The following is a 23730-nucleotide window of genomic DNA, read 5'->3' as shown; positions in this document are numbered from 1 at the left end:
TGTGAAAAGGTAGAACAGGTACCGAAATCGTTGTTCAAATCCCTGGAAGGCACGCAATGACGCGCTCGTTATCCAACTTTGTCAACGGAGAGCAGGTTCCGGCCGCCGATGGGCGCACCCTGGAGGTGACCAATCCGGCGACCGGCCAGGTGTACCTCACCTCGCCGCTGTCCGGGCCTGAGGACATCGACCGGGCCTATCAGGCTGCGGCGACGGCCTTCGAGAGCTGGCGCGACACCACTCCGAGCGACCGGCAGCGGGCGCTGCTGAAGTTCGCCGACGCGGTCGAGTCCCGGGCCGAGGAGCTCATCGCCGTCGAGAGCGAGAACACCGGCAAGCCCCTCGCGCTGACCCGCAGCGAGGAGATCCCGCCGATGGTCGACCAGCTGCGGTTCTTCGCCGGCGCCGCCCGAGTGCTGGAGGGCCGCTCGGCCGGGGAGTACATGGCCGGGCACACCTCCTACGTCCGGCGCGAGCCGGTCGGGGTGTGTGGTCAGGTGGCCCCCTGGAACTACCCGATGATGATGGCCGTCTGGAAGTTCGCCCCGGCGCTGGCCGCCGGCAACACCGTGGTGCTCAAGCCCTCGGACACCACGCCGGCCTCGTCGGTGCTGCTGGCCGAGATCGCGGCCGAGTTCTTCCCGCCCGGCGTCTTCAACGTCGTCTGCGGTGACCGGGACACCGGCCGCGCGCTGGTCTCCCACCCCATCCCGGCGATGGTGTCGATCACCGGATCGGCCCGGGCCGGCATGCAGGTCGCCGAGGCTGCCGCCAAGGACCTCAAGCGGGTGCACCTGGAACTCGGCGGCAAGGCCCCGGTGATCGTGTTCGACGACGTCGATGTCGCGGCGGCCGCCGAGGCGATCGCGGTGGCCGGCTACTTCAACGCCGGCCAGGACTGCACGGCCGCCACCCGGGTGCTGGCCCGGGCCGGTTTCGCCGAGGAGTTCGCCGCGGCGCTGGCCGAGCAGGCCAACTCCACCAAGACCGGCGCCGCCGATGACGAGGACGTGCTGTACGGACCGCTCAACAACGCCAACCAGCTCAGCCACGTCTCCGGCCTGGTGGAGCGGCTGCCTGACCATGCCTCGGTGCTGGCCGGTGGCCGGCGGCAGGGCGAGAACGGCTTCTTCTACTCCCCGACGGTGCTCACCGGCTTGCGCCAGGAGGACGAGCAGACCCAGACCGAGATCTTCGGCCCGGTCATCACGGTGCAGTCCTTCACCGACGAGGACGAGGCGATCCGGTGGGCCAACGGCGTCGAGTACGGGCTGGCGTCCTCGGTGTGGACGCGCGACCACGGGCGGGCGATGCGGGTGGCGCGCCGGCTGGACTTCGGCTGCGTGTGGGTGAACACCCACATCCCGCTGGTCGCCGAGATGCCGCACGGTGGTTTCAAGCACTCCGGCTACGGCAAGGACCTGTCGATGTACGGCCTGGAGGACTACACCCGGATCAAGCACGTCATGCACAACATCGACTTCTAGCCCGGTCGGGCGTCACGCCCGCCGCATTAGAATCAGCCGAACCGACCCACGACCTGGAGATCGCGATGACTGAAGGTCCCGCCCCGATCGAGCAGCAGCGGGTTCTCAAGACTGCCATTCCGGGACCTCGGTCGAACGAGCTGCACCAGCGCAAGCTCAGCGCGGTCTCGGCCGGGGTGAGCACCGGGCTGCCCGTCTACGTCGAGCGCGCCGCCGGCGGCATCCTGGTCGACGTCGACGGCAATCAGCTGATCGACTTCGGCTCCGGCATCGCGGTGACCACGGTCGGCAACTCCGCGCCCCGGGTGGTCGAGCAGGTCCGGGCCCAGGTGGCCGACTTCACCCACAGCTGCTTCATGGTCACCCCGTACGAGGAGTACCTGGCCGTCTGCGAGGCGCTCAACGAGCTGACCCCGGGCACCGGCCAGAAGCGCTCGGCGCTGTTCAACTCCGGCGCCGAGGCGGTCGAGAACGCGGTGAAGGTGGCCCGCACGTTCACCGGGCGCCAGGCGGTGGTGGCCTTCGACCACGCCTACCACGGCCGCACCAACCTGACCATGGCGCTGACCGCCAAGAACATGCCGTACAAGCACCGCTTCGGCCCGTTCGCCAACGAGATCTACCGGGTGCCGATGGCGTACCCGTTCCGGTGGCCCACCGGGCCGAGCCGCTGCGCGGACGAGGCGTTCGAGCAGTTCGTCAGCCAGGTGCACGCCCAGGTCGGTGAGGACAACACCGCCGCGGTGCTGCTGGAGCCGATCCAGGGCGAGGGCGGCTTCATCGTCCCGGCGCCGGGCTTCGTCCGCCGGGTCGCGGACTGGTGCGCCGAGCACGGCATCCTGTTCATCGCCGATGAGATCCAGACCGGGTTCTGCCGCACCGGCGACTGGTTCGCCTGCGAGTTCGAGGACGTGGTCCCGGACCTGGTCACCACCGCCAAGGGCATCGCCGGCGGCCTGCCGCTGTCGGGGCTGACCGGCCGGGCCGAGGTGATGGACTCGGTGCACGGCGGTGGCCTGGGCGGCACCTACGGCGGCAACCCGGTCGCCTGCGCGGCGGCGCTGGGCTCCATCGAGACCATGCGGGCCGAGAACCTCAACGCCCGCGCCAAGCAGATCGAGGCGCTGTTCGTGCCCCGGCTGCAGCAGCTGGCAGCCAAGTACGAGCAGATCGGCGACGTCCGGGGGCGTGGCGCGATGCTGGCGGTCGAGCTGATCGCCGGCGCCGGTGACCTGACCCCCAACAGCGCGCTGACCGGCAAGGTCAACGCCTACTGCCACTCCCAGGGGTTGGTCACCCTCACCGCCGGCACCTACGGCAACGTGCTGCGGTTCCTGCCACCGCTGGCGATCAGCGACGAGCTGCTGAGCGAAGGCCTGGATATCGTCGAGCACGCCTTCGCCGCCGCCCTCTGAGAGGTCCTCGGGAGTGGCTTTCCGGCAGCGCCGCGCCTGTCCCTGGTTTACGGCCGTCACGGACCTGTCACGACAGGTGCATTCTGAGCGTCCGATGATGTGACGGTCGCCGTTTAGACTTGGCCCAGCAGCGTCTGCCCGGTGACCTGCGTCTGGAGGAATGCCGTGGGACTCGTCGTGCAGAAGTACGGCGGCTCGTCGGTCGCTGATGCGGAGCGGATCAAGCGGGTCGCCGAGCGGATCGTGGCCACCCGCCGGGAGGGCCACGACGTCGTGGTGGTGGTCTCGGCGATGGGTGACACCACCGACGAGTTGATCGAGATGGCCGAACAGGTCGCGCCGGTGCCCTCCGGCCGGGAGTTCGACATGCTGCTCACCGCGGGCGAGCGGATCTCGATGGCGCTGCTGGCGATGGCGATCCACTCCCTCGGCTACTCGGCCGAATCCTTCACCGGCTCGCAGGCCGGGGTGCTGACCACCCCGGCGCACGGCAAGGCCCGGATCCAGCAGATCACCCCGGGCCGGGTCCAGAACGCGGTGGCCGAGGGCAAGATCGCGATCGTGGCCGGCTTCCAGGGCGTCTCGCCCGACACCAAGGACATCACCACGCTCGGCCGGGGCGGTTCGGACACCACCGCGGTGGCGCTGGCCGCCGCGCTCGGCGCGGACGTGTGCGAGATCTACACCGACGTCGACGGGGTGTTCAGCGCCGATCCGCGGATCGTGCGCAACGCCCGCAAGCTCGACTCCGTCAGCTACGAGGAGATGCTGGAGCTGGCGGCCTGTGGGGCGAAGGTGCTGATGCTTCGCTGCGTCGAGTACGGCCGTCGTTACAGCGTCCCGATCCATGTCCGCTCGTCGTTCTCGAACCTGGCAGGCACCCTCGTCGCCGGGGCTATGGAGGATCTCACCGTGGAACAGGCCATCATCTCCGGTGTCGCGCACGACCGCAGCGAGGCCAAGGTCACGGTGGTGGGCGTGCCCGACAAGCCCGGCCAGGCGGCGGTGCTGTTCCGGGTGCTGGCCGAGGCCGAGCTGAACCTGGACATGATCGTCCAGAACATCTCCACCGGAGGCACCGGGCGTACCGATGTGTCGTTCACCCTGCCGAAGGCTGACGGCGCGGTGGCGATGCAGGCGCTGACCAAGGTGCAGCAGCTGGTCGGCTTCGAGGAGCTGCTCTACGACGACCATGTCGGCAAGCTGTCGCTGATCGGCGCCGGGATGCGCTCGCACCCGGGCGTATCGGCGACCTTCTTCGCGGCGCTGGCCGAGGCGGGGGTGAACGTGGAGATGATCTCGACGTCCGAGATCCGGATCTCGGTGGTCACCCGCGACACCGACCTCGACACCGCGGTGCGCGCCGTGCACGACGCGTTCGACCTGGGCACCGCCGAGGAGGAGGCCGTCGTCTACGGCGGGACCGGCCGATGACCGGCCTGCGGATCGGCGTGGTGGGCGCCACCGGCCAGGTGGGCGCGGTCGTCCGCCAGCTGCTGGCCGACCGGGACTTCCCGGTTGCCGAGATCCGGTTCTTCGCCTCGGCCCGCTCGGCCGGCACGACGCTGCCCTGGCAGGGGCAGGACGTCGTCGTCGAGGACGCCGCTGTCGCCGACCCGTCCGGGCTGGACATCGCGATCTTCTCGGCCGGCGCCGCGACCTCGAGGCTGCTGGCGCCGAAGTTCGCCGCGGCCGGGGTGACCGTGATCGACAACTCCTCCGCCTGGCGGATGGACCCGGACGTCCCGCTGGTGGTCAGCGAGGTCAACCCGGAGGCGCTCGCCTCCATCAGCAAGGGCATCATCGCCAATCCGAACTGCACCACGATGGCAGCGATGCCGGTGCTGCGGCCGCTGCACGCCGAGGCCGGCCTGATCCGGCTGGTCGCCTCGACCTACCAGGCCGTCTCCGGCAGCGGGCTGGCCGGGGTGGAGGAGCTGGACTCGCAGGTGCAGAAGGCAGGCTCGGCAGCGCCGTCGCTGGCCCACGACGGCTCGGCGCTGGACCTGGGCGCGCCGGTGAAGTACCAGCGCCCGATCGCGTTCAACGTCGTGCCGCTGGCCGGGTCCCTCGTCGACGACGGGTCGTTCGAGACCGACGAGGAGCAGAAGCTTCGCAACGAGAGCCGCAAGATCCTCGGCATCCCCGAACTGAAGGTGTCCGGGACCTGCGTCCGGGTGCCGGTGTTCACCGGGCACTCGCTGTCGATCAACGCCGAGTTCGCGTCGCCGATCTCGGTGGACCGGGCGACCGAGCTGCTGAGCCAGGCGCCTGGCGTCGCGCTGACCGACATCCCGACCCCGCTGCAGGCCGCCGGTCAGGACCCGAGCTACGTCGGGCGGATCCGGCAGGACGGCAGCGTCGCCGACGGCTATGGCCTGGTGCTGTTCGTGTCCAATGACAACCTCCGCAAGGGCGCGGCGCTGAACACCGTGCAGATCGCCGAGCTGCTGGCGGCGAAGCGGCTGGCCCCGGCCGGCTGAGCTCCGCTGCCGGCCGGCTCAGGGTGACTCGGCCGGCTCAGGGTGACTCGGCCGGCTCAGGGTGGCTCGGCCGGCTCAGGGTGGCTCGGCCGGCTGAGGTGGCTCGGCTGGCCTCGTCCGGACGTCAGGACGGCTGAGGTTCGAACAGCGGCGCGTTCCAGTCGTACGGCTCGATCTCCTGCAGGATCCGGTGGCGTCTGCGCCGGTTCAGGTGATCGATGTAGAGGGTGCCGCCCAGGTGCTCGGTCTCGTGGATCAGGCAGCGCGCCAGAAAACCGGTGCCGGTGACCTCGAGGGGCTCACCGTGCTGGTCCTGGCCGGCGACCGTCACCTCGAACGGCCGGGCCAGCGGGGCGTACGGCCCGGGCACCGACAGGCAGCCCTCGTCGATCTTCTCCTCGACGGTGGAGGTGGCGACGATCCGGGGATTGACCAGGTGCCCGCGGTGCTGGACGTCCTCGGCGTCGTGGCAGTCGTAGACGAACACCGAGAGCCCCACGCCGATCTGGGTGGCGGCGAGCCCGACCCCCTCTGCCACGTACATGGTCGCGAACATGTCCTCGATCAGGGTGGCCAGCGCCTGGTCGAACTCGGTGACAGCGGCGGTGGGGGTGTGCAGAACCGGGTCGCCGACGATGACGACCGGACGCGCGGTACCTGGCATGGTGCCTGATTCTAGGCACGTCTCAGGGTCGTGCCTGATTCTAGGCACGGCTCAGGGCGCGATGCTCCAGCGCGAGCCCTCGGCGGTGTCGATGACCTGGACGCCCAGCGCTGCCAGCTCCTCCCGCAGCCGGTCGGCCTCGCCCCACTGCTTGCTCGTACGGGCCTGCTCCCGGGCGCGGACCAGGGCCTCGACCTGCTCGGCGGCGATGCCCTCAGGCGCACCGGACTCCGACGCCGGCTCCTCGGCCAGCGTGCTCAGGTCGAGCCCGAGCAGCCACAGGGCCGCGGCGGCGAGAACGGCGAGCTCGTCGCGCGCCAGGTCGGCAGATCGCAGCGCGACCTGCAGGTCCGCCAGCACCCGTGGGGTGTTGAGGTCCTCCGACATGGCGGCATCGATGCTGTTCAGGACCGCCAGCGCGTTCTCGCCCAGCCCCGAACGGGCCTGCTCGTACGTCCTGATGTCCGGCAGCGGGCCCAGGGCCGCAACCCGGTGGGCCAGCCTGCGCGCGCTCGACAGGGCCGACTGCAGTCCCTGATCGGTCAGGTCCATCTGGGAGCGGTAGTGGCCGGTGAGCAGGAAGTAGCGGAAGGCCATCGCCGGGTAGCCATCGCTGGTCAGGTCCCGCAGGGTGGGCATCTTGCCCGCTGACTTGGAGATCTTCGCGCCGCCCTGCAGCAGGAACTCGTTGTGCATCCAGATCGGCACCCAGTCCTGCCCGTCCTGCAGGTAGGCCTCGCTCTGGGCGATCTCGTTGACGTGGTGGATCTGGCGATGGTCGACGCCGCCGGTGTGGATGTCGAAGTGCGGGCCGAGCAGGCTGATGCTCATCACCGAGCACTCCAGGTGCCAGCCGGGCACCCCTGGCCCCCAGGGCGAGTCCCACCGCATGATCCGCCGCTGGTCCGGCGGATCGCTGCGCCAGATCGCGAAGTCGGCGGGCGAGCGCTTGCCCTCCGAACTGACCCGGCCGCCCTCCAGCTGCCCGGCGTTCGGCATCAGCGCCAGTTTGCCGTACCCCGGCGACTTGGCGGTGTCGAAGTACAGGCCCGCCGGCAGCAGGTAGGTGTACCCGTGCTTCTCGATCACCTTCGCGAACTCGATCATCTGCTCGACGTAGGCGGACGCGCGCGGGGAATGGTGCGCCGGCAGCACGTTGACGGCTTCCAGGTCCTGGAAGAACAGCGCGGTGTAGTGCTCGGCGACCTCCTGCGGGGTCACCCGCTGGGCGCGGGCGGTCCACTCGACCTTGTCCTCGCCCTCATCGCCGTCGCCGACCGCGTGGCCGACATCGGTGATGTTGACCACCTGCTCGACCGCGTAGCCCTTCCACTCCAGCAGGCGGCGCAGCGAGTCGCTGAAGACGTAGGGGCGCAGGTTGCCCAGGTGCGGGTCGGAGTAGACGGTCAGGCCACAGCTGTAGAGCCGGACGCTGCCTTCGCGCAGCGGCGTCAGGGGCACCAGGGCGCGCCCCATCGAGTTGTACAGCTGGATCTCCGTACCCGGATTCACGTCGCACCCTTCGGCTGCTTGCCCGGTTGTTTGGACCGAGTTTACGGGCCGGCCCGGCGCCGGCGACCCGAGAGGGATCAGACGATCCACATCGCCTGGTACGGCGCCAGCCAGAGGTCGCCGTCCTCGCCCCGCCGGACGCCCGTGTCCGACAGCGCGTCCCAGGCATCGGCGATGCCGAGCTCCTCGAGCCGGGAGAAGGGGAACGGCCGCCAGCTGTCGGTCACGTTGTAGAGGCCGAGCAACGGCCCGAGCGGGTGCCGGCGCAGCACCGGCAGGACGCCGGGGTCGGCCAGCGGCGCGATCTCGCTGCTGACCGAGGCGTCCAGATGTGGGACGCGGGCGCGAGCCTGGACCAGGGCCCGCAGGCCGGTGAACAGCCGGCCGGCGACGGTGCCCGGATCGGACCTGCGCGCCAGGGTGGCCTCGGTCAGCCGCGGGCGGTGCGCCCAGCGGTTGTCGTTCTCGTGGCCGGGCTCCGCGGCCCAGTCCGGATCGTTGAGCAGCCCGAGCTCGTCGCCGGACCAGATCACCGGGATGCCGCCCCAGCCGAACGCGAGCGCGTGCCCGAGCAGCACGCGCGGCACCCCGCGGTCGTCGCCGGCCTCGATGCCGGCCAGGCTCGCCGAGGTGCCGCTGATCCGCCGGTCACCGGTCGCCGGGTTGGACTGGAACACCAGCCCGCGGGCGGCCGAGCCGGGGAACCGTCCGGCGTAGTAGTCGGACAGGAACGACCGGTGCGCGTGGCCGGAGAGCCCCACAGCGGCGGCATCGGCGTCGTCGATGGCCCAGCCGATGTCGTCGTGACCGCGCAGGTAGGTGATCCAGGCGGTGGTGGACGGCGCCGGCGGCAGGTTGCCGAGCGCGCGGGCCGCCAACCTCGCGTCGCCGGCCGCCAGCATCGACCAGATCTGCACCATCAGGCTGTTGTGGTAGGCCAGGTCGCTGACCTTGCCGTGGTGCGGGCCCTGGCCCAGGTAGTGCACCAGATCGGCCGGCCCGACGATCGCCTCGGCCTTGAACAGCAACGCCGGGCAGACGATCCGGGTCAGCGCGTGCAGCGCCTGGGTGATGGCGTGCACCTCGGGCTGGTTCTGGCAATCGGTGCCCAGCCGCTTCCACAGGAAGGCGATCGCGTCCAGCCGCACCACTTCCACGCCCGCGTTGGCGAGGAAGAACAGGATGTCGGCGTACTCGACGAAGACGTCGGGGTTGGCCCAGTTCACGTCCCACTGGAAGGAGTTGAAGGTCGTCCACACCCAGCCGCGCAGGTCGTCGTCCCAGCTGAAGTTGCCGGGCGCGAAGTCGGGGAACACCTCGGGAAGGGTGCGCTCGTAGGCGTCGGGCCCGGTGCGATCGGCGAAGGTGTGGAAGTAGCCGCGGTACTTCGCCTCGCCCGCGCGGGCGGCCCGGGCCCAATCGTGCTCGCGGGCGACGTGATTGAGCACCAGGTCCAGCACCAGGCTGATCCCGGCCTCGCGCAGGGTGCGGGCGAGTGCGCTGAGGTCCTCCATCGTGCCGAGGTCGGGACGGACGTCGCGGTAGTCGGCGACGGCGTAACCGCCGTCGCTGTCGCCCTCGCGCGGACGCAGCAGCGGCATCAGGTGCAGGTAGGTGACGCCCAGCTCGCTCAGGTAGCCGACCCGCTCGGCGACTCCTGCCAGGGTGCCGGCGAACCGGTCGGCGTAGGCGGCGTATCCCATCATGTCCGGTTGCTGGAACCAGTCCGGCTCCAGGCTGCGGATCAGGTCGAGCCGGGCCAGCTCGGGGTCGCGGGCGGTGTAGGCCGCCACCGCGAGCTCGATGAGGCGCACGGCGGTGGCCTCGGCCTGTGCGCCGTACACCGCCGCCAGCCCGTCGTGCAGGTCCGGCCACCAGCGCTGCAGGCGAAGCGTGAACAGCTCGTGCCCGGGGGAGCCGGCGAGCCGGGAATCCACCGCGGCGAGAACCGCGGGAGGGGGGACGCCGGCCGGCTGCTGGGAGCGGTGCATGGGGACTATCGTCCACGTCTGCATCAAGGACGCGATCAACGTGGTCCCGCGACAGTGGCCGGCAACGGGAGAAGGGTAGGCGGAATGGGTTCGGAAGGGCTTGACCAGCGATTCGCGAAGTTGACCACTGCCCATGTGGCCGACGCCTGCATTCGGGCTCAGGCGCCGGTGCGCTGCGCGCCGGCCGCGGTGAAAGCGGTGGTGGCCGGTGACCGGCTGGCCGGGCGCGTCCTGCCGGCCCGGCATGTCGGCAGCGTCGACATCTTCCTGGAGGCGCTGGAAGGCGCCACGCCGGGCGACGTGCTGGTGGTCGACGACGGTGGCCGGGCCGACACCTCGTGCGTCGGTGACTTGGTGGTGCTGGAGGCCGCGGCGGCGGGCCTGGCGGGTGTGGTGATCTGGGGGTTGCACCGCGACACCGCCGACATCCGGTCGATCGGCCTGCCGGTGTTCAGCATGGGAGCGATCCCGACCGGCCCGTTGAGCCCGGGCGTCCGGCCGCCGGACGCGCTGGACTCGGCGACCGTCGGCCAGTGGCTCGTCAGCCGCGACGATGTCGTGCTCGCAGACGACGACGGGGTGCTGTTCGTGCCGCTCGCGCAGGTCGAGGAGGTGCTCGGGATCGCTGAGGGGATTCGCGACACCGAACGCGGGCAGGCCGAGCGGATGCGCGAGGGTGTGTCGTTGCGCGCGCAGGTGCGGTTCGGCGACTACCTCTCGGAGCGGTCCCGCAACCCGTCCCTGACGTTCCGCGAGCACCTGCGCTCGGTGCGCGGCGCCATCGAGGAATGAGCTGCCAAAGCCTCCTCGCAGTCATGTAACGATGCCGTCAATATAGTCACACTGCTCGCTATTGACATAGCCCGTAGCCAGTGCTTTTCTAGTCGATATCAGCAGCCGGTAGCCGCGATCCAGCGAGCGGGATGAAGTCAGTGACTATGGAAGGTGGGCCTGTTTTCGCCACTCGGTAGTTCGCGGCACACGAATCCGAGCACAGTTGACGTAATGCGCTTGCGTGAGCGCATGAGAGGGCTATTGCCCTATCGCTGTAAGCGGCTCTTCTATTTGGCATGCCTTGAGTGGGGTGCTGGGTGAAATCTGCCCGACAGGCGGGCGTGCTCATAGCTCATCGGAAAACATAACCAGGAAAAGGGGAACGACGTGGGTCTTCAACGAGCGGATCTCGACAACCAGCTCAGGGTTTGTCTCGAACGCGAATTCAACCGGGTACCGATGATGCGCGAGTTCCACAGCGGTCAGTGGATGCACCGGGAATACTACATTCGGCACCTGGTGGAGACGGTTCTGCGAATTCGACTCAACAATGAGGTGGACGCGTACGCGCTCTACCGGGTCGGCTCGACCGATGACCACCTCGCGGCCACCCTGGCGCAGTACCTGGCTGAGGAGTACGGGCACGAGCACATGTTCATGCGCGACATCAAGCAGCTGGGATGGACGCAGGAGAAGGTGGACGGCACCAGGCCGATGTTCTCCACCGAGCTCCTGATGGGCTACCTCTACCTCTGCGTCAACAAGGAGGGGCCGGCCGCGACGACGGTCTGGAACTACTTCGTCGAGTGGTACTCCGACCAGTTCAACCAGATCATCACCAACAACGCCCGCAGCCAGTACGGCGAGGACGCCCTGCGCGGCTCGCAGGCGCATCTGGACTATGACGAGAGCCACGACCACGACGAGCTCATGTGGAAGGTGGTCGACCGGGCCATCTCCCGCTGGAGCACGCCCGAGACCGCCCTGCGGTACGCGGACTCCTTCGTCAAGCTCATCGGCGACTACTTCCTGGAGCTCTACGAATCCACGGTCACGGTGGGCGACAGCCGGGCATTCGCAGCCAGCTCGGCTGACTGATGCGGCGGGTGGGCGTCGCGGTCTGCCTGCAGCGCTAGGGGAGCCGGCCGTGCTGCGCTCCAGCGTGGTGATCATCGAGCCGTCGTCCTCGGGCCTCGACCTCATCGCCGCGGTGGCTCGTGCGGGATATCACGCGCTGGTCTTCTCCTACGACGCGGCAGACCGGGTGGTGCCGGCGGCCGCGCTGCGCCGATGGGGAGCGGAGCTGGTGGTCCTCGACACCAACGACCCGGCTGCGGTGCTGCAGGGCGCCTCCCAGGCGGCCAGGAGCCAGCAGATCGTCGGCGTCCTTCCCGGGTTCGAGTTCTACGTCCCGGTGGCCGCCCAGCTGGCCACCCACCTCGGATTGCCCGGTCTCGAACCCGCTGCCGGCCAGCGGGTTCGGGACAAGCACCTCATGCGCCGGGCGCTGGAGGCCGCCGGCATCGCGGGACCGCGGTTCCGGCTGATCTCCGACACCTCCGAACTCGAAGCCGCGGCCGCGCAGGTGGGATATCCGCTGGTGGTCAAGCCCACCCGGTCGGCGGGCAGCATCGGGGTGTCGCTGGCGTCCTGCCTCGACGAGGTCCGGGCCGCCTACGCGGCGATCGCCTACGAACCCACCCTGGACCTCGGGACCCGGCTGGGGCCCGACGTGCTGCTGGAGGAGTTCGTGCCGGGCCCGGAGTACAGCGTCGAGGGCTTCGTCCAGCACGGCCGGACCGCCGTGGTGTCGATCACCGAGAAGCTGGTGTCCGATCCTCCGCACTTCGTCGAGCTGGGCCACACCGTCCCCGCCTCGATCGAGCCGGCGACCGAGCGCCAGGTGGTGAGCTGGACGGCAGAGGTGGTCCGGGCGCTGGGCATCGATTGCACCGTGTTCCATCTGGAGCTGCGGCTGCGCGACGGCATCCCGCACGTCATCGAGCTCGGCGCCCGGTTGCCGGGCGACTCCATCGGATCGCTCATCGAGATGAGCAGAGGGGTGAGCCTGGCCGACCTGTTCGTCCAGCTCGCCACCGGTCAGCAGGTGGACCATCCGACGGTGCAGTCGTCCTGCGTGGCGGCGATCAGGTTCTTCTACGAGCCGGGCCTCGACATCGTCAACAGCGCGCCCACCGATTCCGAGCTGCACACCCTGCCCAACGTCGTCACGGGCGCGGTGACGGTCAGCCCGGGGGACCGTCCCAACGGCCGGGCCGACTTCCGCTCGCGACTGGGCTGGGTCCTGATGACCGGCGCCGACCGGCGGAGTGTCGACCGTTCCTGGAAAGCGGTCAAGGAGACAGCGAGATTCACATAATGACTACACCGATCTGCCTGATCATCAACAGATTCTCCGACGACTATTCGCGGTATGCCTCCTATCTCGATGACCTGGACGCCGAGCTGTGGTTGATCAGCACCAAGATCGACGGGCTGCCCGGCTTTCGCAGGCACGACTTCGGCAAGGTGAACCTGGTTTCCGAGCTGGACCTGGCCACTATCGCGCAGGTCCTCGATTCCGACCCGTCGGCGTCGACCGCGATCGAGCATGTGGTCGCCATTTCCGAGTACGACCTGGAGTTGGGCGCCGCGGTATGCGAATACCTGGGCGTGAAGGGCTATTCCAGCGAGTACGTCCGTCGTTTCCGGGACAAGGTCTACAGCAAGAGCCTGGTGGCCGCCGGCGGTGTCCGGACGCCCGAATGGATGCCGGTGCACCCGGGCATGACTGCAGAGTCGATCGATCGGGTCTGGGGATATCCGGTCGTGGTGAAACCGGTCTCCGGCGCAGCCAGCACCGGGGTGCGGGTATGCCTGGACCGCGCCGAGCTGCAGGAAAAGCTCGACAGCCTGGACCCGGCGCTGGAATGGGAGGCCGAGACATTCATTCCCGGCCCGGTATATCACTGCGACGGATATGCCGAGAACGGCGTGGTGGGCTATCTGTCGATGTCGCGGTACGTCGGCAGTTGCACGTCCTTCAACGAGGGCCAGCCGCTCGCCTCGGTGAGTGTGCAGCACACCGACGAGGCGCCGATCCTGGCTGACGGCGTGGCCCGGGCCCTGCGGGCTCTCGGGCTGGAGAACGGCGTGTTCCATCTCGAGGCCTTCCTCGACCAGGGCGAGTTCGTGTTCCTGGAGATCGGGCACCGGCCCGGTGGCGGAGACATCCTGCCGGTGATCCACCGGCACGGCGGGGTGGACCTGATGTCGGCCGCCGTCCGGCTGTCCTGCCAGCTGCCGGCGCTGCAGCCCGGGACCCGGCCGCGATCGCCGGAAGGCAGCTACGGCTGGGTGATGTGCCCGGCCGTCGGCCAGACCGGCAGGGTGGTGCGCAGCATCTCCGCGCGCGGCCTCCTCCCGGACGGCATCGCCATCAGCCACGCCGCCTTTCCGGGCCAGGTCGTGCCGGACGACCCCGAGTACGACTTCACCGGGGTGTCGGCCCACGTGTACGGCGCCTGTCCCGCCGAGGCGATCGCGCGCATCGAGCGGTTCCTCGAGGTGCTGGTCATCGAGTACGTCGACAGAGATGCGTTGGACGCGTGATCCTGGTTCACGATCCCCGGCTGGTGCATCCACCGGCCATGTCCGTCTTCAACGACGGGCCGTCCGGCTTCTCCACCGCACAGGCGCACCAGGAGTTCCTCGGCCTCACGGGCGCGTTGGCCGAGCTGGGGGTGCAGCCGTGCGACCTGCTGCACCTGACGTCCCGGATGACCCTTGACGAGCTCCGCGCCATGGCTGCGGCCGCGGTGCGGCACCCGCCCGGCCGCGCTGAGGAGGTGCAGCAGAACCTGGCGGCCATGCCTGCCGGCGAGCTGCTCCAGATCATCGTGGAGCGCCCGTCCCTCACCCTCACGCCGAAGCCCGGGCTGTCGGAGATCAGCCCTGACTCGGAGTCGGAGTCCTACACCCTGCAGCCGCTGTACGGGTTGATGTTCCCGCGCGATCATGTGCTGCAGGTGCAGGACCTCTGCTTCGTCGCGAACTTTCGCCGCGACGAGCGCCAGGCCGAGGCCGAGCTGGTTGCGCTGGGCATCCGGGCGGCCCGGCCGCAGCTCGACCTCGTTCGGCTCGACTCGTTCTTCGAAGGAGGGGACGCGTTGGCGTGCCGGCGGCGCAGGGTGCTGTTCCTTGCCCACGGCTACCGCTCGGACCGCCGTGCGGCGCTGCGCATCGCCACCGCGATCGCCGGTCGCGGCTGGTCGACGGTGCTGCTGCCCGATCGGCGCCGGGCCCGTGCTGAGTTCCACCTCGACCACTGGGCGGCGGTCGTCGGCGAGACACTGGTGTGCGACCGGGAGCGGGTGGCGGATCTGGCCGACGTCGAGTACCTGACGCCGGAGGACGGCGGCCAGCCGGCTGCGACGCGACTGGATCACGTTCTAGAGTTCCTCGGCATGAGCCTGCTGCCGGTGCCGCGCGAGGTCGCCGGGCCGTTCGGCTTCAACGTCCTGGACCTGCCGGAGGCGTCCGCCGTGATCTGCAGCCGTTCCGCGCCGGAGATGGCCGCCCCGCTGCGAGAGCTGGGACGAGACGTCGTCACGGTGGAGTTCTCGACCTTCGAGAGCAACTTCGGCAGCATCCACTGTGCGACCAACGAGCTGGCTGAGATCGACGAGTGATGCTGACCAATCCCTCCAAGAGCGGGTTCGGCGCCATCTTCCTCGACCGCTCGATCAACTTCTTCGTCAACGAGGCGTTCCAGTTCGCGATTCCGGCCGCCTTGTTCATCGTGACGGGGGAGCCGGCGTTGTCGGCGCTCGTCTTCGGCCTGGAATGGGTGTCCCGGCTGGCGTTCCTGTTCTTCGGCGGGACCATCATCGACCGGTTGGGCCCGGTCAGGTCGGCGACGGCCGCCTGGCTGATCCGGTCTGCCACCGGGCTGTTCGGGTTTCTCGGAGTGGTGCTCGGCTCCGGGTCGGAGACGGTCACCGCGGTGATCCTGGCGGCCTGCGGTGTCATCAGCGCCGGGTTCTTCGAGATCGGGTTCGTCGCGAACGAGCGGCTGGCCGCCGAGGTGGTGGACCGGGGATCGCGGGCGGAGGTCGTCCAGTCCCGCCTTGGGGCCGTCGACCAGGCGGCGCTGATCGGAGGCCCGGCACTGGGCGGCGCGATGCTGCTGCTCGGGATCCCGGCGCTGCTGGCGGGCTATGCGCTGGCCATGGCGATCGGCCTGGTCGCGACCAGATCGGCGCCGGAGGCCCGGACGTCCCCCGCTGAGTCAGCGCAGGGGCGATCCTCGGCTGCGGCCGACTCGGCCAGGGCTGTCCGGACGGTCCTCGGCCACCGGCTGCTGCGCATCACGATGCTGACCGCGATGGCTGCGAACATCATCCTCGCGGCCATCCTGTCCACCCTCGCCGCTGTCGTGGGGATCATCTACGGACACGATCCCCGGGCGGCCTCGATCATCACGTCCGCCGGCGGGGCGATCTCGTTGGCGACGATCCTGCTCACCCCGGTGCTGACCCGGCGATTCGGCTACGCCGCCTGCCTGTGGACGATGACCGCGGCGACCGTCGCCGCCGGGGCGCTCGCCACCTTCTCGCCGGGAATCGTGCTGTTCGCCGTCGTGCTGACGATCGCCTACGTCGGCGACTCGGTGATCGCGATGGTGGCCCGGTCGGTCCGGATCCGGATCATCCCGCGCGACCGGTACTCCTCGCTGATGTCGGCTACGGTGTTCCTGAATTACCTGCCCATGCCGTTTGCCGGGCTGGTGATCGGCGGATTGGTCGGGCGGTACGGGCTGCGGGCCACCTGGGTCGTGGTATCGATGATCGCGCTCGCGCTGGGCATCGCCGCCTGGCTGACCGCACACGCCCGTACCGTCGATCAGCCCGAATTCGGGGAAGGGCTGGGAATCTTCTACGAAAAGGCGCCGCGATGAGTCGGCACGCCCCGCCGGGTCGGATACCGCCGTCGCCGGTCGGATGACCGCCCACCAGATTGGATAACGCGGAAGAGATGTCTGCCCTCCTTATCATCCAGCCCGTGTCGGCAGGGTTCGGCCTGGTCGACGCCGCGCTCCGGCACGGCCTGCGGCCCATCGTGCTGTCCTACCAGCAGGAGGACCGCAGGATCCCGCCGAGCATGCTCGACAACGACGCTGTCGAGGTTCATGAGGTGGATACCAACGACCGGGCGGCCGTGATCGCCCTGGTGGACAAGCTTGCCGAGCGGGGCGACATCCGCGGCGTCCTCCCCGGCTTCGAGTACTTCGTGCCGACGGCAGCGGAGGTGGCGGCCAGGCTGGGGCTGCCCGGGCTCACGCCCGACGTCGCCGAGCGGGTCCGGGACAAGAGGTTGATGCGGCAGGCCCTCGCTGCGGCCGGACTCGACATCCCCCGGTTCCGGGTGGCCTCGTCGCGGGCCGCGGTGGAGGCGGCGGCCGGCGAGATCGGGTACCCGGTGGTCGTCAAACCGCCCCGGGCTGCCGGCAGCGTTCATGTCAGCCGGGTCGAGGGACCCGAGGAGCTCGGCGCTGCCTACGACCTGATCTGCTCGGAGACCGATCTGGATCTCGGCAACGAGCTGGGCCGCGAAGTGCTCATCGAGAGCTACCTCGACGGGCCGGAGTTCAGCGCTGAGGGCTACGTGGTGGGAGGAGTCCCGACGGTCGTCTCGATCACCGAGAAGCTGCTCTCGGCGCCGCCCAGCTTCGTGGAGCTCGGCCACACGGTCCCGGCCGACATGCCGCCGGCGCGGTTGCGGGAGCTGGCCGACTGGGCAGCGGCGGTCGCGACGGCGCTGGGTGTCGACAACGCGCTGTTCCACCTGGAGTTCCGGATCTGCGGCGCCAAGCCGTTCGTCATCGAGCTGGGAGCCCGCATGCCGGGCGACCAGATCGCGAACCTGGTCGCGCTGAGCACCGGTGTGCCGCTGGCCGACGTGTTCGTCGAGATCGCGACCGGCCTCAGGAGCAGTGGCGGCCGCGGGCTCGACGTGGAGTTCGCGCGGACGGCAGGCATCCGCTTCTTCCGGCGGCCCGAGCTGGACGTGGTGGCTCGGGTTCCGTCGGTCGAGGATTTGCTCGCCGGCAAGAACGTCGACTCCGCGGGCTTCACGACCTCGGTGGGCGCCAGGCCCAACACCCATCCGGACTTCCGGTCACGGCTGGGCTGGGTGGTTCTCGCAGCCCCGGATCGCCCGTCGTTGGAAGAGGCGTGGGCCGAGGCGGAGGGCAAGGCTCAGTTCGACTGAGCAGCCGCGGTCTAGCCAGCTGGGCTGCCCGCCATAGCCCCGTAGCTGAGCAGCCGCGGTTAGCCGTAGGTGGGGTGCTGCGGCCAGCCGGCGGGCGAGTCCTCCCAGTCCTCCTGCCGGCCGTACGGCGTGTGGTCCAGCAGATGGTTGGTGAAGACCAACCGGTCGACTCCGCGGGACGTGGTGTTGTAGGTCCGATGGATCTCTTCGCCGTCGCGCAGGAACACGCTGAGCATGAAGCCGCCGTCGACGCCGCAGTCGTCGGCGAACGAGGTGCCGTGCGAGGACACGAACGGCAGCGTCCAGCCCTTCTCGGCCTTGTACGCCTGGATCTGGGCCAGCGGCATGTTCGACACCGTGGCCCAGCTGACCCCGAGGTCGGCCAGCGGCACGAGCGCGGCGGCCGGGACGTGGTCGGTGAACCAGGTGCAGCCCGGGCAGTAGCGATCGGGGCCGAGGTCCATGAACTGGTAGACGACCAGCTGGTTGAGGCCCTCGAACAGCTCGTGCAGGGACTGGGGACCGGCCGGAGTGTCGAAGGTGTAGGAGTTCTCGAACCTGACCATCGGCAGCCGCCGGCGCCGGGCGGCGAGGGCGTCCTGGGCGCGGGTGACCTCCTTCTCGGCTACGAGCAGCTCCTCGCGTGCCTGCTGCCACTCCTCGGCCGAGACGACCTGCGGTTTCTCCATATCCCAGATTGTGCACCCGCGCTCTGACAGGATCGAGGCGCCAGGGGTTCGCTCACCGGCCTTGACAGGTCCCCGGCGGCGTTATGACACAGTGGTGGGACGCCTCTAACGTGACGGTAGCCCTCCGCTCGATGGGGCACGGCCGCGCCGCCCCCCGCCGGCCGCCGTCTGGCAGGAGGATCGATGGAGGTATCCGGCCTCGTCTGGGTTCTGACGATCGCGGCGATCGCCGGGCTGCTGGCCTTCGACTTCGTCTTCCACGTCCGCAAGGCCCACGTGCCCAGCCTGCGTGAGGCCGCGATGTGGTCCGGTCTGTACGTCGGGCTGGCGCTGCTGTTCGGCGTCGGCGTCCTGGTGTTCGGGGGAGTCCAGGCGGGCTCGGAGTACTTCGCCGGCTACGTCACCGAGAAGGCGCTCTCGGTCGACAACCTGTTCGTCTTCCTGATCATCATGACCAGCTTCCGCGTGCCGCGGGAGGACCAGCAGAAGGTGCTGCTGTTCGGCATCGTCTTCTCGCTCATCGCGCGCACCGGCTTCATCTTCGTGGGCGCGGCGCTGATCAACTCCTTCGCCTGGGTCTTCTACCTGTTCGGCCTGATCCTGCTGCTCACCGCCGGCAACCTGCTGAAGTCCGAGGGCGAGGACTCCCATTCCGCCGACAACCTCATCATCCGGCTGGCCCGGAAGATGTTTCACACGACCGACTACTACGACGGCGACAAGCTCTTCACCGTCCATCAGGGCAAGCGCGCGATGACCCCGATGCTGCTGGTCATGGTCGCCATCGGCGGCACCGACATCCTGTTCGCGTTGGACTCGATCCCGGCCATCTTCGGGCTCACCCAGAACACCTTCATCGTCTTCACCGCCACCGCGTTCTCGCTGCTGGGGCTGCGGCAGCTGTTCTTCCTCATCGACGGGCTGTTGGACCGCCTGATCTACCTCTCCTACGGGCTCGCGGCGATCTTGGGCTTCATCGGCGTAAAGCTGATCCTGCATGCCCTGCACGAGAACAACGTGCCGTTCATCAACGACGGCGAGCACGTCAAGGTGGTCGAGATCAGCACCGGGCTCTCGCTGTCGGTGATCATCGGAGTCCTGCTGGTGACGGTGCTCGCCTCTGTGCTCAGCCCGGCGGGCAAGGCCCAGAACGCCATCTCCAACGCCCGCCGGCACGCCAGCTCCTACCTGGACTCCGAGTACACCGCGGACCCGGCCGAGCGGGAGCGCATCTATCGCGCGCTGCTGGCCGAACGCGACCAGATCATCGCCCTCGGCCCGAAGTACCGCCAGAAGGTCCGGGACGAGCCGGCCCTGATGGCGCTGCTCGAACGCGCCCGGGCCAGCCACGACGCCGCCGTGCGCCGTGGGGAAGCCGTGTCCAGCCCACCACCACCTAGTTGAGGAGCGCCCCTTCCATGTTTGCCCGCCGAGCACGTCCAGCCATCGCGCCGACGGTGACCGAGCCGGTGTCCGCGCCGGCCGACCACCGCCGCGTCACCGGCCCGGCCGCGGTCATCGAACGGGCCGGCGCCACCGTCGCCACCTGGAGCCTGCGGCTGCTGCTCACCGGAGCAGCCGTGGTCGTGGTCGCCTGGATACTCGGCAAGCTGTGGGACGCGGTCCTCCCCGTCCTGCTGGCGCTCTTCCTCGCCTCGGTGCTCTGGCCCCTTACCCGGCTGCTCCGGAAGGTCGTCCCGCCGGCCCTGGCCGCCCTGCTGACCCTGCTCATCGGGGTGGGCGTCCTGGTCGGTCTGGGGGCGATCCTGGTGCCCCAGGTCACCGACCAGTGGGCCGAGTTCACCGACGCGGTGGCAGGCGGGCTGACCGACCTCAGGGATCGCCTCGCCAAGCCGCCCTTCAACCTCGACGCGACCGCGCTGACCGACTACGTCAACCAGGCCACCGACAGGCTCAAGGCGAACTCCGGCTCGATCGCCGGCACTGTCCTGACCGGGGTCGCCACCATCGGCGGCCTGCTGATCCACGGGGTGCTCGCGCTGGTGCTGTGCTTCTTCCTCCTCAAGGACGGGCCGAAGTTCGTCCCCTGGCTCGACCGCTGGGTCGGCCCGGAGGGCGGCCGTCACCTGGGGGAGCTGTCGGTGCGCAGCTGGAACGTCCTGAGCGGGTTCATGCGCGCCCAGGCCGCGGTAGGGCTGGTCGACGCGGTGGCGATCGGCATCGGCCTGGCGGTGCTGGGCGTGCCGTTCGCCTTGCCGCTGGCGGTTCTGGTGTTCTTCGGCGCCTTCATCCCCATCGTCGGCGCCTTCGTCACCGGAGCGCTGGCCGCCCTGGTCGCGCTGGTCACCAACGGGCCGACCAGCGCCCTGATCGTGCTTGCGCTGGTGGTGATCGTGCAGCAGGTGGAGGGGCACGTGCTGCAGCCGGTGCTGGTGGGCCGTGCCTTGGAGCTGCACGCGGCTGTGGTGATCCTGGCCGTCGCCACCGGCGGCGCGCTGGCCGGCATCATCGGCGCGTTCCTCGCGGTGCCGCTGGTCGCCGTCTCGGTCACGGCGCTGCGCTATGTGCGCGAGCAGTTCCTCGCCCGCACCCAAGCGGGCGCCACGGCCAGCGGGGGAGGCACGGCCTCGTCCGCTGTTACCCGCCAGACGCCCGCGCGGACCTCGCCCCGCGCTACGTCGTCCGGCCCGGTGGACGGCCAGGCCGGCCCGGCCACCTAGCTCCAGAACAACGGAACGGCCCGGCTCGCGGAGTGTGCGCGAGCCGGGCCGCTCCCTGCGCCCGTCAGAGGTTTAGGGCTCGAGCCCCGGACGGTCGTCGAACAATTGCACCCAGCGTCCGTCGAAGCCGCCGTTCGCGGCGGTGTACCAGGCGCCGCGCAGCCAGTCGCCGTTCTCCTCGGAGGCGTCGGTGTCGACCGTTCCGTCATGGACGAAGTAGTCGTGTTGCCACCAGTAGGAGCTGGGCGAGTCGTAGCGTCCGCTGGCCATCTGGCGGGTCCACACGGAGTTGTCGGTGCCCACCCCCTCATAACCCTTGAAGTCATCGCTGTCAGAGGGCCAGTCCTCGTCGGCCTCGGCGGAGTACGCGCCGTAGAACCAGTCCTTGAGCAGTTGCCCGTTGCGGCTGCCGTCCAGGTCGGATTTCCCGTTGTCACGGGCCCGGGTGTAGAAGCGCTGGCGCCCGACGGGCACCTCGGTCGCTCCTGCCTCGTTCACGACCGGCGACTCCAGCACGATGTCGCCCGCCGTGGTCGACAGCCAGTGCGTGGACCAGGCAGGGTTGCCGGACCAGTGGCTCAGGGTGATGTCGGCGAGGTCCTGCAGCTCGTAGGTGAGCCGCTTCGTCTGGTACCAGGCGATGGTCTGCTCGTTGTCGTACCCGGTGTACAGCGTGGCGGCGTTGGAGAAGTTGAGCGGCTTCGCGCCCCAGGCGCTGACCGCCGCCGACGATGACTGCGGGACGAAGATGTAGTGGACGTTCTTGTCCTCGTCCTTGCCGCTGATCTCCACCTCGGCCTGGTTGGTCGAGGGTTGGCTGATGAGCGCGCTGTAGGTGTCGTTGGAGTACCGCAGCTCGTGCGCATGGGTGGCCGTGACGTCGCCCGCCTCGTCGGCCTGCCAGATCATCAGGTGCTTGCCGGTCGCGGTGTTCATGAAGTTGAACCCGGAGTCGCCGCGCTTGCGGATGATGTCCTCGCTGTGGTGGGTGATGGTCGAGGTGTTCACGTACTCACCGGTCGCTCCCGGCGTGCCGGTGACGTTGCGCACGACGATCTCGATCCGCTCCCAGTCGTGGATCTCGGAGCCTTCCTTGTCCGCCGCGTTGTACACGTGATAGAGCAGCACCAGTGACTTGGTGGTGCCGTTCATGTACTCGATCAGCGAGGTGTAGAGGGTCGGACGGATGCGCCACTTGGCGTACGGGCTGGTGGTTGCCTTGGCCGCCGACGCGGCGACGTACTGGTTCACCTTCAGCCAGTTGACCCGGTTCGTCGCGTAGTTGCGGTCCTGATCGAAGTCGTAGTTCGTCAACCAGTCGCGGCCCTCCTGCGCGTTGTTCTCGTTGCCGCGCTTGAAGATCACCGGCGCGTAGTAGTTCAAATAGGCCTGTCGCTGCGTCTTGGTCAGGAGCGGCGCGACGGCATGGGCTTCATCCCGGGTCGCGATCAGCGGCAAGGTCGCGAGGACGAATATCGCGAGGACGAGCGCCCGGATCATGGTGCGCAGCGTGGTGGGTGAGGATCGGCGGGTCGGGACATGCGGGGGCAGGGCTGTGCAGGGTTGCACGTTTCTCCTTGGGGGTTTGGGAAGAGCGTCCGGCAACGAGCCGGGTGGGCCTCAGCGCGGCGGCGTAGCCGCCAAAGGCACTCGGGAGGAACGCCAGTAACTGTATACCTGTTTGCCGAGCCTGCCACTGTTTGGGTGATGCGCGTAGGTCTGGAAGCAGCCATGCCACCACCAGCTATGTGACGATGCTCAGATGTCACCCCGTGCGCTTGCCGTGGATCCTGGCCGTCTTGCCCAGTGGTGCCTGGAGCATCTGGGCAGCCCGCCAGCGGGTGAGATCTTCACATCCGGGTACCTGTCCGCGGTCATCGGGCTTCGGCTGGCAGACGGCCGCGAGGTCGTGGTCAAGGTTCGTCCGGACTCGCCGCGGATAGCGGCATGCGTGGAGGTCCAGCGCCGCATGTCCCAGGCTGGTTATCCGTGCCCCCAGCCGCTCACTGGCGCCGTTCCTCTCGGATGCGACGTCGCAACCGCGGAGGCCTACGTCCCCGGCGGTGCGACGCTCCCGAGCTCGGACCACGCGGCCACAGCCTTCGCTGATGCGTTCGCGTGGCTGATCCGGCTGGCTCCCCGGCCGGCTGAGGTGTCCACGCTCGACCCGGCGCCGTCGTGGGCGGCCTGGAACCACGGCGGGGACGGGCTGTGGCCGTGTCCGGAGGGCCGGGATGTCAACCTCAATGAGGTGGCCGGCGCGGAGTGGATCGACGATGCCGGGCGCCGTGCCCGTGACCGGCTGCGAGCCGGCGAGTCCGAAGCCGTGATCGGTCACTGCGACTGGCTTGCCGGCAACCTGCGCTGGAGCGGAGACGAGCTACTGGTGGTGCACGACTGGGACAGCATGACCGCTGATAGCGAAGCCGTCCTCGTCGGCTTCGCGTCCGCGCTGTACTCGACCGTCAGCGCGGACGAGCTGGCCACCGTCGAGGACACCGAGCGGTTCCTCGCCGCGTATTGCCATGCGCGTGGGCGGGAGTTCAGCGCCGGCGAACTCGAACAGTCGTGGGCGGCTGGCGTCTGGACCCGGGCCTACGACGCCAAGTATCAGCACACGGTCGGGCAGCCCATCACCTCACTGTCGGAGAGTGAGGCTCGCGATCGCCTTCGTCGTGCTGGCGCCGGCTCGCGGAGGCCATGAAAGACCCTGCTTTGGGCCGATGTTTCGAGTAGGGCCCATCCTGGTCGGGGTGGCGGGA

19 protein-coding genes are annotated in these 23730 nt (G+C 69.3%); 14 read left to right on the top strand and 5 right to left on the bottom strand.

Features of this window, described 5'->3' with window-relative positions:
- Positions 1–56 precede the first annotated feature (56 nt).
- The 4 genes from VF612_RS05675 (at position 57) to VF612_RS05660 (ending at position 5385) form a co-directional block, all read left to right on the top strand.
- A complete protein-coding gene (locus VF612_RS05675) occupies positions 57–1487 on the top strand; it encodes a gamma-aminobutyraldehyde dehydrogenase (RefSeq protein ID WP_408658880.1) in 1431 nt (476 codons plus the stop codon).
- A gap of 65 nt (positions 1488–1552) precedes the next feature.
- Entirely contained in the window at positions 1553–2902 is a 1350-nt protein-coding gene (gabT, locus tag VF612_RS05670; protein ID WP_408658879.1) for a 4-aminobutyrate--2-oxoglutarate transaminase, read from the top strand.
- A 165-nt stretch (positions 2903–3067) separates the two neighbouring features.
- Entirely contained in the window at positions 3068–4336 is a 1269-nt protein-coding gene (locus VF612_RS05665; RefSeq protein ID WP_408658909.1) for an aspartate kinase, read from the top strand.
- A complete protein-coding gene (locus VF612_RS05660) occupies positions 4333–5385 on the top strand; it encodes an aspartate-semialdehyde dehydrogenase (RefSeq protein ID WP_408658878.1) in 1053 nt (350 codons plus the stop codon). The genes VF612_RS05665 and VF612_RS05660 overlap by 4 nt, the downstream gene beginning before the upstream one ends.
- Before the next feature lie 124 nt (positions 5386–5509).
- Here VF612_RS05660 and def read toward each other — a convergent pair whose 3' ends face one another.
- The 3 genes from def to VF612_RS05645 form a co-directional block, all read right to left on the bottom strand.
- Positions 5510–6049 (bottom strand): peptide deformylase, encoded by a 540-nt coding sequence (def, locus tag VF612_RS05655; protein ID WP_408658877.1) that lies wholly within the window; start codon positions 6047–6049, stop codon positions 5510–5512.
- A gap of 51 nt (positions 6050–6100) precedes the next feature.
- On the bottom strand, positions 6101–7561 hold the full coding sequence (gene cysS / locus VF612_RS05650; RefSeq protein WP_408658876.1) for a cysteine--tRNA ligase: 1461 nt from the start codon (positions 7559–7561) through the stop codon (positions 6101–6103).
- A 77-nt stretch (positions 7562–7638) separates the two neighbouring features.
- Complete coding sequence (locus tag VF612_RS05645; protein ID WP_408658875.1) at positions 7639–9552, bottom strand: alpha-amylase family protein; 1914 nt, start codon at positions 9550–9552, stop codon at positions 7639–7641.
- Between the two features lie 84 nt (positions 9553–9636).
- On the opposite strand from VF612_RS05645, the gene VF612_RS05640 reads away from it, so the two are divergent.
- From VF612_RS05640 to VF612_RS05610, 7 genes are all read left to right on the top strand, one after another.
- A complete protein-coding gene (locus VF612_RS05640) occupies positions 9637–10344 on the top strand; it encodes an RraA family protein (RefSeq protein WP_408658874.1) in 708 nt (235 codons plus the stop codon).
- Positions 10345–10713: 369 nt separating this feature from the next.
- Positions 10714–11424 carry an iron-containing redox enzyme family protein gene (locus VF612_RS05635; RefSeq protein ID WP_408658873.1) on the top strand — a complete coding sequence of 237 codons (711 nt, stop codon included), beginning with the start codon at positions 10714–10716 and terminating at the stop codon, positions 11422–11424.
- A gap of 49 nt (positions 11425–11473) precedes the next feature.
- The gene (locus VF612_RS05630) at positions 11474–12706 is read left to right on the top strand and encodes an ATP-grasp domain-containing protein (protein ID WP_408658872.1); all 1233 of its coding nucleotides are present in this window, start codon (positions 11474–11476) and stop codon (positions 12704–12706) included.
- Entirely contained in the window at positions 12706–13938 is a 1233-nt protein-coding gene (locus VF612_RS05625; protein WP_408658871.1) for an ATP-grasp domain-containing protein, read from the top strand. Before VF612_RS05630 ends, VF612_RS05625 begins: the two co-directional genes overlap by 1 nt.
- A complete protein-coding gene (locus VF612_RS05620) occupies positions 13935–15017 on the top strand; it encodes an arginine deiminase family protein (RefSeq protein WP_408658870.1) in 1083 nt (360 codons plus the stop codon). Before VF612_RS05625 ends, VF612_RS05620 begins: the two co-directional genes overlap by 4 nt.
- Positions 15017–16285, top strand: coding sequence for an MFS transporter (locus tag VF612_RS05615; RefSeq protein WP_408658869.1), 1269 nt, complete (start codon positions 15017–15019; stop codon positions 16283–16285). Before VF612_RS05620 ends, VF612_RS05615 begins: the two co-directional genes overlap by 1 nt.
- Positions 16286–16389: 104 nt before the next feature.
- Positions 16390–17598, top strand: coding sequence for an ATP-grasp domain-containing protein (locus tag VF612_RS05610; protein WP_408658868.1), 1209 nt, complete (start codon positions 16390–16392; stop codon positions 17596–17598).
- A gap of 59 nt (positions 17599–17657) precedes the next feature.
- On the opposite strand, the gene VF612_RS05605 is transcribed toward VF612_RS05610, so the two are convergent.
- A complete protein-coding gene (locus VF612_RS05605; RefSeq protein ID WP_408658867.1) occupies positions 17658–18287 on the bottom strand; it encodes a DUF899 domain-containing protein in 630 nt (209 codons plus the stop codon).
- Between the two features lie 183 nt (positions 18288–18470).
- Here VF612_RS05605 and VF612_RS05600 point away from each other — a divergent pair, with 183 nt between their 5' ends.
- On the top strand, positions 18471–19691 hold the full coding sequence (locus VF612_RS05600; protein ID WP_408658866.1) for a TerC family protein: 1221 nt from the start codon (positions 18471–18473) through the stop codon (positions 19689–19691).
- Between the two features lie 53 nt (positions 19692–19744).
- Positions 19745–20968 carry an AI-2E family transporter gene (locus tag VF612_RS05595; protein ID WP_408658865.1) on the top strand — a complete coding sequence of 408 codons (1224 nt, stop codon included), beginning with the start codon at positions 19745–19747 and terminating at the stop codon, positions 20966–20968.
- Positions 20969–21040: 72 nt separating this feature from the next.
- Here the strand turns inward: VF612_RS05595 and VF612_RS05590 are convergent, their stop codons facing one another.
- A complete protein-coding gene (locus VF612_RS05590; RefSeq protein ID WP_408658864.1) occupies positions 21041–22537 on the bottom strand; it encodes a hypothetical protein in 1497 nt (498 codons plus the stop codon).
- 193 nt (positions 22538–22730) lie between these two features.
- Between VF612_RS05590 and VF612_RS05585 the strand changes: the two genes are divergently transcribed.
- Entirely contained in the window at positions 22731–23672 is a 942-nt protein-coding gene (locus VF612_RS05585; protein WP_408658863.1) for a phosphotransferase, read from the top strand.
- Positions 23673–23730 lie beyond the last annotated feature (58 nt).

This window comes from Jatrophihabitans sp., assembly GCF_036388195.1.
Lineage (GTDB): Bacteria > Actinomycetota > Actinomycetes > Mycobacteriales > Jatrophihabitantaceae > Jatrophihabitans_A.
This window is presented reverse-complemented; position numbering and strand designations above follow the sequence as displayed.

Bases quoted from the DNA above. Each gene is read 5' to 3' on its own strand.
- VF612_RS05675 (WP_408658880.1), top strand. From the start codon at position 57: ATGACGCGCTCGTTATCCAACTTTGTCAACGGAGAGCAGGTTCCGGCC.
- gabT (WP_408658879.1), top strand. From the start codon at position 1,553: ATGACTGAAGGTCCCGCCCCGATCGAGCAGCAGCGGGTTCTCAAGACT.
- VF612_RS05660 (WP_408658878.1), top strand. From the start codon at position 4,333: ATGACCGGCCTGCGGATCGGCGTGGTGGGCGCCACCGGCCAGGTGGGC.
- def (WP_408658877.1), bottom strand. From the start codon at position 6,049: ATGCCAGGTACCGCGCGTCCGGTCGTCATCGTCGGCGACCCGGTTCTG.
- VF612_RS05645 (WP_408658875.1), bottom strand. From the start codon at position 9,552: ATGCACCGCTCCCAGCAGCCGGCCGGCGTCCCCCCTCCCGCGGTTCTC.
- VF612_RS05640 (WP_408658874.1), top strand. From the start codon at position 9,637: ATGGGTTCGGAAGGGCTTGACCAGCGATTCGCGAAGTTGACCACTGCC.
- VF612_RS05625 (WP_408658871.1), top strand. From the start codon at position 12,706: ATGACTACACCGATCTGCCTGATCATCAACAGATTCTCCGACGACTAT.
- VF612_RS05615 (WP_408658869.1), top strand. From the start codon at position 15,017: ATGCTGACCAATCCCTCCAAGAGCGGGTTCGGCGCCATCTTCCTCGAC.
- VF612_RS05605 (WP_408658867.1), bottom strand. From the start codon at position 18,287: ATGGAGAAACCGCAGGTCGTCTCGGCCGAGGAGTGGCAGCAGGCACGC.
- VF612_RS05600 (WP_408658866.1), top strand. From the start codon at position 18,471: ATGGAGGTATCCGGCCTCGTCTGGGTTCTGACGATCGCGGCGATCGCC.
- VF612_RS05585 (WP_408658863.1), top strand. From the start codon at position 22,731: ATGTCACCCCGTGCGCTTGCCGTGGATCCTGGCCGTCTTGCCCAGTGG.